This is a genomic window from Streptomyces sp. NPDC031274, from assembly GCF_055570235.1.
In genome coordinates this window covers 65,629-80,259 of sequence record NZ_JBVIHP010000029.1, presented here as the reverse complement: position 1 = coordinate 80,259, position 14,631 = coordinate 65,629, and the positions used below count along the sequence as shown (strand labels likewise).

Genomic DNA, 14,631 nt, shown 5'->3' with positions numbered 1-14,631 from the left:
CGCTTCACCCTTCGGCTTGCCGATAAACGATGGTGGTTTGGCCCACGACGATCCGCGAGCCGTCGCGGAGCGTAGCGCGGGTGGTGTGCTGCCCGTCTACCACGATGCCGTTGGTAGACCCGAGATCCTGGATCGTCGAGGGCGTTCCGGTCCGGATCTCACAGTGCCGGCGCGATACGCCGGGGTCGTCGATCCGCACATCGGCGTCGGTGCTGCGACCCAGCACCAGCGTCGGGCGGGAGATCTGATGGCGATTGCCGTTGATCTCGATCCAGCGCCGTACCTGCGCACCCGGAAGAGGCCCGGCGCCGGGCCCCTGGGGGCGGCTCGGTGCCGGTGAGGCCCCGCCGGGACGGCCGCCTGGGGGCGGCGCGGCGGGCATGGGGGGAGGCGCGCTGGAGGGCTGAGGGGGCTGTGGGTAGCCGTAGCCGCCGCCTGCGCCGCCCGCGGGGGGCCTGGCGGGGCTCTGACCGGCGCTCGGGCCTGAGGGGCCCGAGGGGCCTGTAGGGCCGCCGGGGGCGTGCTCCGGGCTCTGCGACGTGCTGGACGCGAGCGTGCGGCTGCGCACTCGGTACAGACCCGTGTCGAGGTCCTCGGCCTTCTCCAGGTGGACCTTGATGGGGCCCATGAAGCTGTACCGCTGCTGCTTGGCGTACTCGCGCACCATCCCGGAGAGTTCGTCGCCGAGCTGTCCCGAGTAGGGGCTCAGACGTTCGAAGTCGGGCGCGCTGAGTTCCACGATGAAGTCATTGGGGACGACGGTCCGCTCGCGGTTCCAGATCGTCGCGTTGTTGTCGCACTCGCGCTGCAGGGCGCCGGCGATCTCGACGGGCTGGACCTCGGACTTGAACACCTTGGCGAAGGTGCCGTTGACGAGACCTTCGAGTCGCTGTTCGAACTTCTTCATGACTCCCATGGGGCACCTCCTCCGTCGTAGCCATCCTGGTACTGCTTACTGATCGTATCCACGCACCGGGAAATCGGCTGGTTCCCCCTGTCCGCCCAGTCGATGAGTGTCGCCTCTCACAAGGCATGCCCGCGCCAGGGTTCCGGGATCCTTCCGGGTTCCTCTCAGGCTCCTCTGACAGGGATCGTAGAGGGGGCCTCAAACCAGTGTCCCGCACCCGGCTGTGCAGCTTCGCCGAGTACGGCGGAAGTCGGTCGGCCGGGCCCGGATCTCGGCGGATCACCTGGGCAGGTGCCCCCGAATACGGATGTGAATCCACCCCCGGCAGCGTGCTAATCTTCTGGATGTCGGAAGGCGCTCGCACCGAACAGTGTTCGCAACAAGCGGCACGAAGCGGTGAGAGACCCAAGACAACACCCATGCGCGGGTGGCGGAATAGGCAGACGCGCTGGATTCAGGTTCCAGTGCCCGAAAGGGCGTGGGGGTTCAACTCCCCCCTCGCGCACCATGTGGAGCGGGTCTCCACCAGGATGAAAGTCCTGGTGGGGGCCCGCTTCTCGTTGTGCCGGGGTGCCGGTTTCCTTACGTGTTCCGGGGCGCTCCGCTTGCGCTTGTTCAGGCCGCTCCGGCTTGGTGATGTATGTCACGAGCGGCTGTTCGGTGTGCCGAGTTGTCCACAGGTTGTGGGTTGTCCACAGGCTCTGACGCCGATTGGCGCCCGGCGGTACCTTCATGCCAGGTGAGGCCCATGTAGGGCCGCCTGTGACGGTGTGACGGTCTGGACGGTGGGGGTGGTCATGGCGGGGATCAACGGTGCGCGGCTGCCGTACGTGAAGGGGTTCGCGGAGTGGGCCTCGCAGGAGTCTGCGGACCCGGCGGGTTCGGGGGATTCGGCGGGCTCGGGGGTTTCCGGGGTTTCGCCGAAGAGGGCGGGCAAGGCGCTGCGCGAGCGGGTCAGCCGCGCCTCGCACGAGTGGTTCGCCGAGGACGAAGGGCGGCCCGATCCGGTCGAGGCCGTGGAAGAAACCAACCGCAGCAGGCTCCCCGAGCTCACGCCGATCCGGATGGGCAGGATGGCCGCTTCGCCCTTCGCCTTCCTGCGCGGATCCGCCGGTCTGATGGCGTACGACCTCGCGCGGACCCCGGTGACGGGGATAGGCGCCCAGATATGCGGCGACGCGCACGCGGGGAACTTCGGCCTGTACGCGGACGCGCGGGGCGGCCTGATCATCGATCTGAACGATTTCGACGAGACGGGGCACGGGCCCTGGGAGTGGGACGTGAAGCGGCTCGCGGCATCCCTCGTGCTCGCGGGGCGCGAGGCGGGGGCGAGCGAGGACGTCTGCCGGGAAGCGGCGTTCGCCGCGGTGGGGTCCTACCGCCGCACGATGCGGCTGCTCGCGAAGCTTCCGGCGCTCGACGCGTGGAACGCCATCGCGGACGAGGAGTTGGTCTCGCACACGGACGCACGGGACCTGCTCGGCACCCTGGAGAGCGTCTCCGAGAAGGCCCGGCAGAACACGAGCGCCCGGTTCGCCGCCAAATCGACCGAGCGCGTCGATGGCGAGGACGGCCGTGCGGGGCGTCGGCGCTTCGTCGACGCACCGCCGGTGCTGCGGCGGATACCGGACGCGGAGGTGGAGGAGGTCGCCTCCGCGCTCGGCGAGTATGTGGGCACGCTGTCCGAGGACCGGCTGCCGCTGCTCGCGCGGTACGCGATCCAGGACGTGGCCTTCCGCGTCGTGGGCACGGGCAGTGTGGGCCTGCGGTCGTATGTCGTGCTGCTGCTCGACCACCGGGGCGAGCCGCTGGTGCTCCAGGTCAAGGAGGCGCGGCCCTCCGTACTGCTTCCGCATCTGCCCATGGCGGGCTTCGCGGTGCCGGAGGTCGCGCACGAGGGGCACCGGGTGGTGCTCGGGCAGAAGCGGATGCAGGTGGTCAGCGACTTCCTCCTTGGATGGACGACGGTGGCCGGGCGGGCCTTCCAGGTACGGCAGTTCAGGAACCGCAAGGGCAGCGTGGACCCGGTGGCGCTCGCAGCCGACCAGATCGACGACTACGGCCGGATGACCGGGGCCCTGCTGGCCCGCGCGCACGCGCACAGCGCCGATCCGCGGCTCGTCGCCGGGTACGTCGGGAAGAACGACGAGCTGGACACGGCGGTGGCGGCGTTCGCGGTGACGTACGCGAACCGGACGGAGGCGGACCACGGGGAGCTGGTGCGTGCGGTCAAGGAAGGGCGGGTGGCTGCGGAGGCGGGGGTATGAGGCCGAGGGGCGGCCGCGGGGAGCGGCAGCGGGTAGGCGGGGTGTGGGGCGGAGTGTGTGCCGGGGGCTGAGCGGTGCGGGGCGGGGGCTGGATGCCGTGCGGCCGGGGCCGTGTCACGGTGGCCTACGCTGGACGGGTGACGACCCCGGAAACCGAGCCGACGCAGCCCCAGACGCCTGATCCCGATCCTGTGACCGCTGGTCGCGAAGCCCCTGACGGGGCGGCGGGGCAGGGCGGCGCCGCGCGGCCCGAGGACCGTCTGGAGAAGGCGGTCCGGGTGGCCGAGCAGGCGCTGATCGAGTACGAGATCGCCGTCGAGACTTTCCGGGTCGAGGTGGAGAACTTCTCCCGGCTCCACCACCAGAAGCTCGGCCCGATGTACGCGCGCCTGGACGAGCTGGACGCGGAGATCGCCGAGGCCCTCGCGGCCCGGAGCGGTGACCCGGAGGACCGGCGCAAGGCGGACGAGGCGCGGGCGCGGGTCATGCCGATGCCGGGTGTCGAGGAGCTGTTCCACGGCTGGATGGACGGCGAGGGTCTCTATCCGGAGGCCGCCGCGATGCTGACCGATCAGTCGGTGCGGCCGCCGCAGCGGGTGCGGCCGAGCGACGAGGCCCGCAAGCTCTACCGCGAGCTCGTCCGCAAGTCCCACCCCGACCTGGCCCAGGACGACCGGGAGCGCGCCCGCCGCGACGAGTTCATCACGCGGGTGAACGCCGCGTACGCCCGTGGGGACGAGGCCTTGCTGCGGGAGCTGTCCGAAGAGTGGGCCGCCGGCCCCGTGGCCGAGCGGCAGTGGCCGAACAAGAGCGAAGAGCTCTACGCACGCCTGGAGTGGCTCGCCCAGCGCAAGGAGCTGCTCACCGTGATCGCCCGGGAGCTGGAGGAGGGTGCGATCGGCGCGATGCTGCGGATGGCGCCGGACGATCCGGACCAGCTTCTCGAAGAGATCGCCGAGCAGTTGCTCGCGCAGGTCACCGAGCGCGAGGCCGAGCTTGCGCGGCTGACCACCTCTTAGTCGGCCGCGGTTTTAGTCGACGTCGTCGGCGGCGTCATTGGCGGCGGCGTTAGCCTCTTGGCCGATTTCTCAGACCGTCGGGTAGCGTCAGGGCATGGCTTTCGGATCTCACGTGCCCACGGTCGGCGTCGGCGACCTCACTGGCGGCGACTTTCTGCTCGACGTCCGTGAGGACGAGGAATGGCAGGCGGGTCACGCCGAGGGCGCGCTGCACATCCCGATGAGCGAGTTCGTCTCCCGCTACGGCGAGTTGACCGAGGCCGCCCCGCAGGACGGCAAGGTCAATGTCATCTGCCGGGTCGGTGGACGCTCGGCGCAGGTCGCCACGTACCTCCTCCAGCAGGGTATCGACGCGGTGAACGTCGACGGCGGTATGCAGAGCTGGGAGGCCGCGGGGCGCCCCGTGATCGACGACAAGGGTCAGCCGGGCACCGTGATCTAGATACCTGGTGATATCCGGGATGTCCGAGGGCGCCTGGGGATACCTGGGATGTCCGGGGATGCCGGGGGATACCTGGCGCCGTCTCAGCCGAGCGGGTGGGCGGCGAGCAGGTCGCCCAGGGCCTCCTCGTGCGCTGCGGCCGGGCCGAGGGACAGCTCCAACTGCTTGGCCCACGCGTGGTAGCGGTGTAGGGGATAGTCGGTGTCGGAACCGAAGCCGCCGTGCAGGTGCTGCGCCGTCTGCACGACTCTGCGTACGCCGTCCGACGCCCAGATCTTGGCGACGGCCACGTCTCCGGTGACGGGCAGCGCGCCGCTCGCGCCCGAGCTGATGCGCCAGGCGGCCTGCCAGAGGGTGACCTCCATCGCGCGCAGGTCGATGTAACGGTCGGCCGCCTGAACCGCCACGGCCTGGAAGGTGGCGACAGGGAAGCCGAACTGCTCGCGCTTGCTGGTGTATTCGCTGGTCATGCTCAGCACACCCTCGCCGAGGCCGAGCGCGAGCGCGCAGGTCCCGGTGGCGAGCAGATCGCGCAGCCAGTCCCAGGCCCCGTCGGCCTCGATGACGTCGCCGCCGCCGATCCGCACGGAATCCAGACTGAGCTCGCCGAGGCGCTCACCGCTCGTGGACACCTGCTCGGCGAGGGTGAGGCCTTCGTGCACGCGGGGGATCAGGGCGAGGACGGTCCGGCCGGCGGATGTGTGGGCGGGCACCACGATGAAGTCGGCGTTCTGTGCCCAGGGCACGGCGGTCTGTGTGCCGTCGAGCAGCCAGCTGTCGCCGTCCTGCCGTGCGGTGACGGACAGTTCGGCGGGGTCGTGTCCGCTGCGGCCGTTCGCCGCGACAGTCAGGACGAGCTCTCCGCGGGCGGCCCCGGGCAGAATCCGCTGCTTCAATGCCTCGTCGCCGTACCTCTGCACGGCATACACGGCCGCGCTGCTCTCCAGGAGCGGAACCCGGGCGAGCTTCTTCGCCGACTCGCGCAGGACCAGGCAGAGGGCGATGGCGTCCAGGCCCGCACCGCCGTGCTCGGGTTCGATGAGCAGGCTCAGCAGGTCGGATCCGGCGAGCTTGGCCCACAGCGCGCGGTCGAAGTCCTCGGCGACGGCGCCCGGCACGAGGGCCGGGCTCGGCACCCCGTCGGGTGCTACGGACGCGAAGAGCGCCTTCGCCGCCTCGACGGCCGCCTGCTGTTCCTCGGTGAAGGTGAAGTCCACTGCTTGTCCTCCCGTGCACCGGCCCGACGGCTCTGTCTCCACTACGCCCGTACGCCCGCCGTTCCTGACGGGTCGTCAAGATAGAACAGGTTCTACGGGAAGGGAACAGCGAAGGGGGCAGCGAACGGAACGGCTGAGGGGCAGCGAACGGAGCGGCGGAGGGGCAGCGAACGGAGCGGCGAAGTGGACAGTGACGGCAGCCGTGCAGGTGTCAGCGGTCGAAGTCCAACTCCACCGTGTCCGTGGCCGGATGGGACTGGCACGCGAGCACATACCCCGCCTCCGTCTCCTCCGGCTCCAGCGCGAAGTTGCGGTTCATCCGCACCTCGCCCGAGACGCGGAAGGCCCGGCAGGTCCCGCACACCCCGCCCTTGCAGGCGTACGGCGCGTCCGCGCGGTTGCGCAGCACCGTGTCCAGCAAGGACTCCCCTTCCTGGACCGGCCAGGTGCCTGAGCGCCCGTCGAGTGTCACCGTCACGGTGCTGTGCGCGGGGGCGGTCGGTAGGGCGGCGGTCGACTGTGAGGCGAGCGCCGGTGAGGTGAGGCCGTCGTCCACGTGGAATATCTCCTCGTGGATGCGCTGACGTGTCACGCCCAGGCGGCGCAGTGTCTTCTCCGCTCCCTGCACCAGACCGAACGGACCACACAGGAACCAGCCCGAGACCTCCTCGACGGGCAGGAGCGCGGGCAGCAGCTTGCCGAGCCTCTCCTCGTCGAGCCGTCCGGAGTCGAGCCCCGACTGCTGCTCCTCCCGGGAGAGCACCGTGACCAGCTGGAACCGGTCCGGCCAGCGGTCCTTGAGGTCGGCGACCTCCTCCAGGAACATCGTCGACGCGGCCGTGCGGTCGCTGCGGATGAGGCAGAACGTGGCGCTCGGTTCGCGCTCCAGGAGCGTCGTGACGATGGAGAGCACCGGCGTGATCCCGCTGCCGCCGACCACCGCCGCATAGTGCCCGGGCGCCGGATCCAGCGTGAAGCGCCCGCCCGGGGTCATCACCTCCAGCTCATCGCCGACGGCGACTTCCTTCAGGGCGTACGTCGAGAAGGCGCCGCCTTCGACGAAGCGCACCCCGACCCGCAGGGTCCGCGGCTCCGACGGGCGATCGGGGTGGGGCGCGGGGGCGCAGATCGAGTACGTACGCCGGATCTCGGTGCCGTCGACGAAACGGCGGACGGCCAGGTGCTGGCCCGGTGCGTACACGTACTGCTCGCGCAGGGCGGGCGGCACCTCGAAGGTCAGTGTCACGGAATCGTCGGTGAGCCGCTCGACCGCCGCTACCCGGAGCTGGTGGAAGCGTGCCATCACAACTCCTTGAAGTGGTCGAACGGTTCACGGCAGGCGACGCAGCGGCGCAGGGCCTTGCAGGCCGTCGACGAGAAGCGGCTGAGCAGTTCGGTGTCGGTCGAGCCGCAGTGCGGGCAGCGGACCGAGAGGGTGAGCGGTATCGGCTCGCCTGTGCTGTGCGGGCGCGGTGGCGCGATGCCGAACTCCGCCAGTTTGCGGCGGCCCTCGGCGCTGATGTCGTCCGTCGACCAGGCGGGGGAGAGCACGGTGTGCACGGAGATCTCTGCCATGCCGCGCTCGCGCAGCACCTGCTCGATGTCGGCGGTCATGGCCTCTATGGCCGGGCAGCCGGTGTACGTGGGGGTCAGCTCGACATCGACCTTGCCGATGCCACGGACGTGAACGCCGCGCAGGACCCCGAGCTCGGCGAGCGTGATGACCGGCAGCTCCGGGTCGGGCACGGAGCCCGCGAGGGCCAGGAGCTCTTCCTCCAGGGCGGTGGTCACCATGACGCCCCCGGGTGGCTGCGGTGCAGGTGCTGCATCTCGGCGATCATCCGCCCGAAGGATTCGGTGTGCAGGCCCTGGCGGCCCGCGCCCGCGGCCCAGGCGCCTTCCTGCGGACCGGTGGGCACGGTCAGGGTCGCCTTCTCCACGACGGCGGTCACCGAGGCCGTCCAGCTCTCGCGCAGCGCCTGCGAGTCGACGCCTTGGGCGCCGTGCGCGCTGTCGAGGCCCTCCACCGGCTGGAACATCTCCCCGGTGAACCTCCAGAGCGCGTCAAGACCGCTCTGCATCCGCTCATGACTCTCCGCCGTCCCGTCACCGAGCCGCAGCGTCCACTGCTCCGCGTGATCCTGGTGATAGGCGACTTCCTTGACCGCCTTCGCCGCCAGCGGGGCGAACGTGCTGTCTCCGCTCGCCAACTGGCCGTACAACAGGGTCTGGTAGGTGGAGAAATAGAGCTGGCGGGCGATGGTGTGGGCGAAGTCGCCGTTCGGCTGCTCGACCAGCTGGAGGTTGCGGAAGGCGCGCTCCTCGCGCAGATAGGCCAGTTCGTCCTCGTCCCCCGCCAGGGAGAGCAGGACGCGTGCCTGGCCGAGCAGGTCGAGGGCGATGTTCGCGAGGGCGACCTCTTCTTCGAGGACGGGTGCGTGGCCCGCCCACTCCCCCAGCCGGTGCGAGAGCACCAGCGCGTCATCGCCCAGGGCGAGGGCGGTGGCGGTGGCCGTGAGGGTCAGTGGCGTGGTCACAGGTGCTTCACCCCGTCCGGGATGTCGTAGAAGGTCGGGTGGCGGTAGGGCTTGTCGCCCGCCGGTTCGAAGAAGGAGTCCTTCTCGTCGGGCGAGGAGGCGGTGATCTGCGTGGACGGCACGACCCAGATCGAGACGCCTTCGCTTCTGCGGGTGTACAGATCGCGGGCGTTGCGCAAGGCCATCTCGGCGTCCGGTGCGTGCAGGCTGCCCGCGTGGGTGTGGGAGAGCCCGCGGCGGGAGCGCACGAACACCTCCCACAGCGGCCATTCGGTCGAGCTGCTCATGCCTTCGCCTCCCCGTGCTTGGCGGCGAACGCCGCCGCTGCCTCGCGCACCCACGCGCCTTCTTCGTGCGCGGTCCTGCGCTGGGTGATCCGCTGGTCGTTGCAGGGGCCGTTGCCCTTGAGGACCGCCCAGAACTCCGTCCAGTCGATCGCTCCGAAGTCGTGCTGTCCCCGCTCCTCGTTCCACACGAGGTCCGGGTCGGGGAGGGTGAGTCCGAGCGACTCGGCCTGGGGGACGCAGATGTCCACGAAGCGCTGGCGCAGCTCGTCGTTCGAGTGGCGCTTGATCTTCCAGATCATCGACTGCTCCGAGTGCGACGACTCGTCGTCGGGCGGACCGAACATCATCAGGGACGGCCACCACCAGCGGTCCACCGCGTCCTGCGCCATCGCGTGCTGGGCCTCGGTGCCCCGGCTGAGGGCGAGCAGCGATTCATACCCCTGGCGCTGGTGGAACGACTCCTCTTTGCAGACGCGGACCATCGCGCGGGCATAGGGCCCGTACGAACAGCGGCACAGCGGGACCTGGTTCGTGATCGCGGCGCCGTCCACCAGCCAGCCGATCGCGCCGACGTCCGCCCAGGTCAGCGTCGGGTAGTTGAAGATCGACGAGTACTTCTGGCGGCCCGAGTGCAGCTTGTCGAGCAGCTCGTCGCGGCTGGCGCCGAGGGTCTCGGCCGCGCTGTACAGGTACAGGCCGTGGCCGGCCTCGTCCTGCACCTTGGCCATCAGGATCGCCTTGCGCCGCAGGGACGGTGCGCGCGTGATCCAGTTGGCTTCCGGCTGCATGCCGATGATCTCGGAGTGGGCGTGCTGCGCTATCTGCCTGACCAGCGAGGCGCGATAGGCGTCGGGCATCCAGTCGCGCGGCTCGATGCGCTCGTCGGCCGCGACCGCGGCGTCGAAAGCGGATTCGTGCGCCGCTGTGCGTGCGGCGTCGGCCGCTGCCCGGTCCGGCTCGGACCGGGCCGTCTGATGCTCGGCTGCTGTCGCCATCGCGGTCCCCCTCGACCTCTAGCTAGCTACCGACCGATCGTTCGGTTCGTGGAATTCAATGGTGCGGCTCAGCGCCATAAGGTGTCAACCCTGTGGATAACTTCACGGACGCTGTGCCTGGCGCGCAGGCATGAGTACCGTTCCGGTGCGAAGCGGGCGGTAGAGAGCCGTGTGACGGGCGGGCCGATGGGCGCACCACCGTCCGGGATCGGGAATCGGGGCGGAATGGACGCGATCGACAACAACGCGAACGAGCCGCCGATCCCACCCGCCGACCCGAACGGGCCGCCGACCCCACCCCTCGACGCCCCGTCGCCCCCCGATACCGCGGCCGTGCCCCCGCAGCGCACCGGCCTCGCCGCCCTCTCCCCCCGCTACCAGGTCGCGGGCGCGCTCGCGATGGCGCTCATCGCCGTCACGGCCTGCGTCCACGCCGGGATGCTCTTCCTGCACGTCGCCCCCGCGAACACCATGACCAAGCAGCACGGGCAGGTCGTCGACGACTGGATCTACCCCGAGTTCGAACAGAACTGGAAGCTCTTCGCGCCCAACCCGATGCAGCAGAACATCGCGGTGCAGGCCCGCGCCGAGATCCGTACGGATGACGGAACCGCCCGGACCACCGGCTGGTACGACCTCTCCGCGCGCGACGGCGCCGCCATCGACGGGAATCTGCTGCCCAGCCACACGCAGCAGAACGAACTGCGAAGGGCCTGGGACTTCTACGTGGGGGCGCACGACGCGCAGAATCGTCCCCGCGGCCTGCGCGGGGAGCTCTCGGAGCGCTACATCCGCCGCATCGTGGTGATGCGCGTCGAGCGCGAGGAGCCGATGGGGCGCGGCGCCACCATCGAGCGCGTCCAGGTCCGCTCCAAGACCACGAACGTGACCGCTCCCGAGTGGAGCGACGAGAAGGTCAACACCAAACCGGTGCTCCGCCAGTTGTCGTGGTGGTCCGTGACGCCCGACGACATGCCCCTGGGCAAGGCCCAGGAGTCCGAGGGGGACGCCCGATGAACCGCTTCGGCTCCCAGCTCGGGCGCGGCATCGAGCGGATCACCTCGTCCGCTCTCGGGCCCCGCCAGACCGCCGTGATCCGCATCGGGTTCGCCGCCACCTGGCTGCTCTTCCTGCTGCGCGAACTCCCCAACCGCCACGAGCTCTACGGGCCCGACAGCCCGTGGAACTGGGACATGGCCCAACAGCTCATCGCGGAGAACGACGCCTTCACGGCCTTGATGTGGTCCGACGGGCGCATCTGGTTCGAGACCGTCTATGCGCTCGCCATCTTGAGCAGCGCCCTGCTGATGCTCGGCTGGCGCACCCGCACGATGTCCGTGATCTTCATGATCGGGGTGCTCTCGCTGCAGAACCGCTCCATTTTCATGGGCGACGGCGGCGACAACGTCATCCACCTCATGGCGACCTATCTGGTGTTCACGCGCTGCGGCCAGGTCTGGTCGCTCGACGCCCGGCGCGCCGCACGTGCACGCGCGCGTGCGGCATCGGTGGAGCAACCCGGGGAGACGCCGGTAGAGCAGGGGAAGACACCGGTCGAGCAGGGGAAGGCGGCTGAGCCGCCCGTCGACAGGGTCGGGCCCGTGCTGTGGTGGGTCCTTGGGCTCGGCCTCAGCGTGGTGACGTTCATGGGGGAGCTCAGCGGGGGATGGTCGCTGGTCTTCTGGGGACTGTGGCTGGCGCACGGTCTGTGGTGGGCCGTCGGACGGCGCGCGCCCGACGGCGAGGCGCACAAGCTGCTCGACGTCGTCGTCAAGCTCGCGCACAACGCCGCGCTCCTTGTGATCATGGTCGAGGCGTGTCTGATCTACGCGACGGCCGGCTGGTACAAGATCCAGGGCAGCCGCTGGCAGGACGGCACGGCCATCTACTACCCGCTGCGCCTCGACTACTTCTCCCCCTGGCCCGCGCTCTCCGACCTGCTCGCCTCGCACGGCCTCATGGTGATGCTGGTGACGTACGGGACGGTCGCCGTACAGGTCGCCTTCCCCTTCACCCTTTTCAACAGGCGCGTCAAGAACGTCCTGCTCGCCGCCATGATCTGCGAGCACGCGGTCATCGCGGTCGTCCTCGGCCTGCCGTTCTTCTCGCTCGCGATGATCGCGGCAGACGCGGTGTTCCTGCCGACGTCGTTCCTGCGGCGCGTCGGGGAATGGACGACGCGCGCGCGTGGAGCGCTGTTCTCACGGTTTTCGCGGTTCTCGCGCGGTGGCACGGTGCCGGGACAGCGCGGGGCGGACGAGGAACCGGCCCCGGAATCCACCGAGCACGCGCGCGTAGGCTTCCCCTCATGAACGGGACGTACGCGGGATGAGCGGGACGCACCAGCGTGATCCGGACGATGCCGTGCGCGCCTGGCGGGGGATCGCGGACACCTCCGTGCTCCTCGACGGCTTCCACGCCATCAAGCACGCGCTGCGCTTCGGAGCGGTGATCCCCTCGGCGTTGGCCGACGACAGGGCCGCTGTACTCGCCCTCGCCGACGAGCTCGCGCCGGATGTGAGGGAAGCACTCGACGCGCTCCTGGTCCAGGTCCCGGACACGGCTCTGCGCGCCCTTGTGCCGCGTCTGCATCCCACCAAAGTGGCCGCTCTCGCGGTACGCCCTTCCCGTACGGCCAATCTCGACGCGCTGGCCCGCATGCCGAGGACCGCGCCCGTCGTCGTCCTCGACGACCCCCGCAACCTGGGCAACGCCGGGGCCGTGATCCGGCTCGCGGCGGGGTTCGGGGCGACGGGTGTCGTCACGACCGGCACGGTCGACCCCTGGCACCCCACGGTCGTACGCGGCGGCGCCGGCCTGCACTTCGCCACGGCCGTCGAGCGGACGGACGTCTCCGAGCTGCCGCCGGGGCCGGTGTTCGCGCTCGACGCGGAGGGCGAGGACATCCGCGGCCTCAAGCTGCCGGACGACGCCGTGCTGGCCTTCGGGTCCGAGCGCAGCGGCCTGTCCGGGCAGCTGCGGGAGCGCGCCGACCACTTGGTCTCGCTGCCGATGCGGCCCCAGGTCTCCAGCTACAACCTGGCCACCAGCGTCGGGATGACGCTCTTCCACTGGTCGGCGGGCAGGCCTCCGGGTGCGGAGGCCTGAACCCGCCGTGAGGCGTCAGGCGTCCCTGCGCACCTCCACCACCCGGAAGCGGTTGGCCACGAAGGCGCCGTCGCACAGGGCGGCGTTCGCCGCCGGGTTGCCGCCCGAGCCGTGGAAGTCCGAGAACGCGGCTGTCTGGTTCACATAGACGCCGCCCGTGAGGTTCAAGGAGAGCTGGGCGCACTCCTCCAGGCAGGTCTCCTCAACGGCGCCGGACACCTCGTCCGACGTCGTGTACGCGCCGACCGTCATCGCGCCCTTGTCGCGCACCGTGCGGCGCAGCAACTCCACGGCGTCCGCGGAGGAGTCGACCGCGACGGCGAAGGAGACGGGACCGAAGCACTCGTTCAGATAGACCGCCTCGGCGTCCGGCTTCGCGCCGTCCAGCTTGACGATCACCGGGGTGCGGACCACGGCGTCCGGGAACTCGGGGTTGCTGATCTCCCGTGAGGAGAGAGCCACTTCGCCGAGCCCCGCCGCGGCCTCAAGGCGGGCCTTCACGTCCGGGTTCACGAGGGCGCCGAGGATGCCGTTCGCCCGGGCGTCGTCGCCGAGCAGGCCGTTCACCGATGCGGCGAGGTCGGACACCACGTCGTCGTACGACTTGGCTCCGGCGTCGGTCGCGATGCCGTCCCGGGGGATCAGGAGGTTCTGCGGGGTCGTACACATCTGGCCGCTGTACAGCGACAAGGAGAAGGCCAGGTTGGACAGCATCCCCTTGTAGTTGTCCGTCGAGTCGACGACGACCGTGTTCACGCCGGCCTTCTCCGTGTAGACCTGCGCCTGGCGGGCGTTGGCCTCCAGCCAGTCACCGAAGGCCGTCGAGCCCGTGTAGTCGATGATCTTGATCTCGGGGCGGACGGCGAGGGTCTTGGCGATGCCTTCGTCCGGCCGCTCGGCAGCCAGGCACACCAGGTTCGGGTCGAAGCCCGCGTCGGCGAGGACCTCGCGCGCGACACGCACCGTCAGCGCGAGCGGCAGCACCGCACGCGGGTGGGGCTTGACCAGGACCGGGTTGCCGGTGGCCAGGGAGGCGAAAAGGCCCGGGTAGCCGTTCCACGTCGGGAACGTGTTGCAGCCGATCAGGAGCGCGATGCCGCGCGCCACGGGCGTGAAGCGCTTGTCCAGGGCGATCGGGTCGCGCTTGCCCTGGGGCTTGGACCACTCGGCGGCGTCAGGGGTGCGCGCCTGCTCGACGTACGCGTACGCCACCGCTTCGAGGCCGCGGTCCTGGGCGTGCGGTCCGCCTGCCTGGAAGGCCATCATGAAGGCCTGGCCGCTGGTGTGCATGACCGCGTGCGCCATCTCGTGCGTGCGGGCGCTGATGCGCGACAGGATCTCCAGACAGACCATCGCGCGCACTTCCGCGCCCGCCTCGCGCCAGGCGCGCATTCCGGCGCGCATCGCGGGCAGCAGCGTGTCGATGTCCGGGTGGGGGTACGTGATGCCCAACTCGGTTCCGTACGGCGAGACTTCCGCGCCTGTCCAGTCGTCCGTGCCCGGCTGGTCGAGGTCGAAGCGGCTGCCCAGGAGGGCGTCGAAGGCGGATTTGCCCTCGGGCAGGCTCAGGCTGCCGTTCTCTCCATAGGCCTTGGGGTGCTCGGGGTGCGGTGACCAGTACGCGCGCGTGCGGATCGTTTCCAGCGCTTGGTCGAGCGTGGGCCGGTGCGTGGCGATCAGCTGGTGCGCGGTGAGTTCGGCGGCCATATCGGACCAACTCCTCGTCGAGCCGGCTCTTCGTCGAGCCGGCGAGCTGGGCAGGGCGGTGGGCAGGAGCAGTGGGCAGCAACAGACAGACAGAGCTAGAGTAACCGAACGATCGGTCGGGACAAGGGGGTCCGCCGAACCTGTG

14 protein-coding genes and 1 tRNA gene are annotated in these 14,631 nt (G+C 70.2%); 7 read left to right on the top strand and 8 right to left on the bottom strand.

Annotation, left to right across the window (positions count from 1 at the left end):
• Positions 1 to 4: 4 nt before the first annotated feature.
• Entirely contained in the window at positions 5 to 916 is a 912-nt protein-coding gene (locus ACZ5CR_RS35630) for an FhaA domain-containing protein (RefSeq protein ID WP_468865384.1), read from the bottom strand.
• A gap of 412 nt (positions 917 to 1,328) precedes the next feature.
• Here ACZ5CR_RS35630 and ACZ5CR_RS35625 point away from each other — a divergent pair.
• The 4 genes from ACZ5CR_RS35625 to ACZ5CR_RS35610 all read left to right on the top strand — a co-directional run bounded on the left by ACZ5CR_RS35625 (position 1,329) and on the right by ACZ5CR_RS35610 (position 4,635).
• Positions 1,329 to 1,415: transfer RNA gene (locus ACZ5CR_RS35625), tRNA-Leu, on the top strand.
• 289 nt (positions 1,416 to 1,704) lie between these two features.
• Positions 1,705 to 3,174, top strand: a complete 1,470-nt coding sequence (locus ACZ5CR_RS35620; RefSeq protein WP_468865382.1) for a DUF2252 domain-containing protein — start codon at positions 1,705 to 1,707, stop codon at positions 3,172 to 3,174.
• Between the two features lie 137 nt (positions 3,175 to 3,311).
• Positions 3,312 to 4,193: a J domain-containing protein gene (locus ACZ5CR_RS35615; protein WP_468865380.1), complete on the top strand. Its 882-nt coding sequence runs from the start codon at positions 3,312 to 3,314 to the stop codon at positions 4,191 to 4,193.
• Positions 4,194 to 4,305: 112 nt separating this feature from the next.
• Entirely contained in the window at positions 4,306 to 4,635 is a 330-nt protein-coding gene (locus ACZ5CR_RS35610; RefSeq protein ID WP_468865479.1) for a rhodanese-like domain-containing protein, read from the top strand.
• An 83-nt stretch (positions 4,636 to 4,718) separates the two neighbouring features.
• Here the strand turns inward: ACZ5CR_RS35610 and ACZ5CR_RS35605 are convergent, their stop codons facing one another.
• The 6 genes from ACZ5CR_RS35605 to paaA form a co-directional block, all read right to left on the bottom strand.
• Positions 4,719 to 5,852, bottom strand: coding sequence for an acyl-CoA dehydrogenase family protein (locus ACZ5CR_RS35605; protein WP_468865378.1), 1,134 nt, complete (start codon positions 5,850 to 5,852; stop codon positions 4,719 to 4,721).
• A gap of 211 nt (positions 5,853 to 6,063) precedes the next feature.
• Positions 6,064 to 7,155, bottom strand: a complete 1,092-nt coding sequence (gene paaE, locus ACZ5CR_RS35600) for a 1,2-phenylacetyl-CoA epoxidase subunit PaaE (protein WP_468865376.1) — start codon at positions 7,153 to 7,155, stop codon at positions 6,064 to 6,066.
• Positions 7,155 to 7,646 carry a 1,2-phenylacetyl-CoA epoxidase subunit PaaD gene (gene paaD, locus ACZ5CR_RS35595; RefSeq protein WP_453536819.1) on the bottom strand — a complete coding sequence of 164 codons (492 nt, stop codon included), beginning with the start codon at positions 7,644 to 7,646 and terminating at the stop codon, positions 7,155 to 7,157. Before paaD ends, paaE begins: the two co-directional genes overlap by 1 nt.
• Complete coding sequence (gene paaC, locus ACZ5CR_RS35590; RefSeq protein ID WP_468865373.1) at positions 7,640 to 8,389, bottom strand: 1,2-phenylacetyl-CoA epoxidase subunit PaaC; 750 nt, start codon at positions 8,387 to 8,389, stop codon at positions 7,640 to 7,642. The genes paaD and paaC overlap by 7 nt, the downstream gene beginning before the upstream one ends.
• Positions 8,386 to 8,676: a 1,2-phenylacetyl-CoA epoxidase subunit PaaB gene (paaB, locus tag ACZ5CR_RS35585; protein WP_363210366.1), complete on the bottom strand. Its 291-nt coding sequence runs from the start codon at positions 8,674 to 8,676 to the stop codon at positions 8,386 to 8,388. Before paaB ends, paaC begins: the two co-directional genes overlap by 4 nt.
• Positions 8,673 to 9,671, bottom strand: coding sequence for a 1,2-phenylacetyl-CoA epoxidase subunit PaaA (paaA, locus tag ACZ5CR_RS35580; protein ID WP_468865371.1), 999 nt, complete (start codon positions 9,669 to 9,671; stop codon positions 8,673 to 8,675). Before paaA ends, paaB begins: the two co-directional genes overlap by 4 nt.
• Before the next feature lie 225 nt (positions 9,672 to 9,896).
• On the opposite strand from paaA, the gene ACZ5CR_RS35575 reads away from it, so the two are divergent.
• Genes ACZ5CR_RS35575 through ACZ5CR_RS35565 form a run of 3 tightly spaced genes read left to right on the top strand, consistent with a single transcriptional unit; the run spans position 9,897 to position 12,779 of the window.
• Positions 9,897 to 10,688, top strand: coding sequence for a DUF5819 family protein (locus tag ACZ5CR_RS35575; protein ID WP_468865369.1), 792 nt, complete (start codon positions 9,897 to 9,899; stop codon positions 10,686 to 10,688).
• Entirely contained in the window at positions 10,685 to 11,983 is a 1,299-nt protein-coding gene (locus ACZ5CR_RS35570; RefSeq protein ID WP_468865367.1) for an HTTM domain-containing protein, read from the top strand. The genes ACZ5CR_RS35575 and ACZ5CR_RS35570 overlap by 4 nt, the downstream gene beginning before the upstream one ends.
• A gap of 16 nt (positions 11,984 to 11,999) precedes the next feature.
• Positions 12,000 to 12,779, top strand: a complete 780-nt coding sequence (locus tag ACZ5CR_RS35565; RefSeq protein ID WP_468865365.1) for a TrmH family RNA methyltransferase — start codon at positions 12,000 to 12,002, stop codon at positions 12,777 to 12,779.
• A 15-nt stretch (positions 12,780 to 12,794) separates the two neighbouring features.
• Here ACZ5CR_RS35565 and paaN read toward each other — a convergent pair whose 3' ends face one another.
• On the bottom strand, positions 12,795 to 14,486 hold the full coding sequence (paaN, locus tag ACZ5CR_RS35560; protein ID WP_468865362.1) for a phenylacetic acid degradation protein PaaN: 1,692 nt from the start codon (positions 14,484 to 14,486) through the stop codon (positions 12,795 to 12,797).
• Positions 14,487 to 14,631 lie beyond the last annotated feature (145 nt).

Coding starts and splice junctions, on each gene's coding strand:
- ACZ5CR_RS35630 (WP_468865384.1), bottom strand. CDS start 916: ATGGGAGTCATGAAGAAGTTCGAACAGCGACTCGAAGGTCTCGTCAAC.
- ACZ5CR_RS35620 (WP_468865382.1), top strand. CDS start 1,705: ATGGCGGGGATCAACGGTGCGCGGCTGCCGTACGTGAAGGGGTTCGCG.
- paaE (WP_468865376.1), bottom strand. CDS start 7,155: ATGGCACGCTTCCACCAGCTCCGGGTAGCGGCGGTCGAGCGGCTCACC.
- paaD (WP_453536819.1), bottom strand. CDS start 7,646: ATGGTGACCACCGCCCTGGAGGAAGAGCTCCTGGCCCTCGCGGGCTCC.
- paaB (WP_363210366.1), bottom strand. CDS start 8,676: ATGAGCAGCTCGACCGAATGGCCGCTGTGGGAGGTGTTCGTGCGCTCC.
- paaA (WP_468865371.1), bottom strand. CDS start 9,671: ATGGCGACAGCAGCCGAGCATCAGACGGCCCGGTCCGAGCCGGACCGG.
- ACZ5CR_RS35575 (WP_468865369.1), top strand. CDS start 9,897: ATGGACGCGATCGACAACAACGCGAACGAGCCGCCGATCCCACCCGCC.
- ACZ5CR_RS35570 (WP_468865367.1), top strand. CDS start 10,685: ATGAACCGCTTCGGCTCCCAGCTCGGGCGCGGCATCGAGCGGATCACC.
- ACZ5CR_RS35565 (WP_468865365.1), top strand. CDS start 12,000: ATGAGCGGGACGCACCAGCGTGATCCGGACGATGCCGTGCGCGCCTGG.
- paaN (WP_468865362.1), bottom strand. CDS start 14,486: ATGGCCGCCGAACTCACCGCGCACCAGCTGATCGCCACGCACCGGCCC.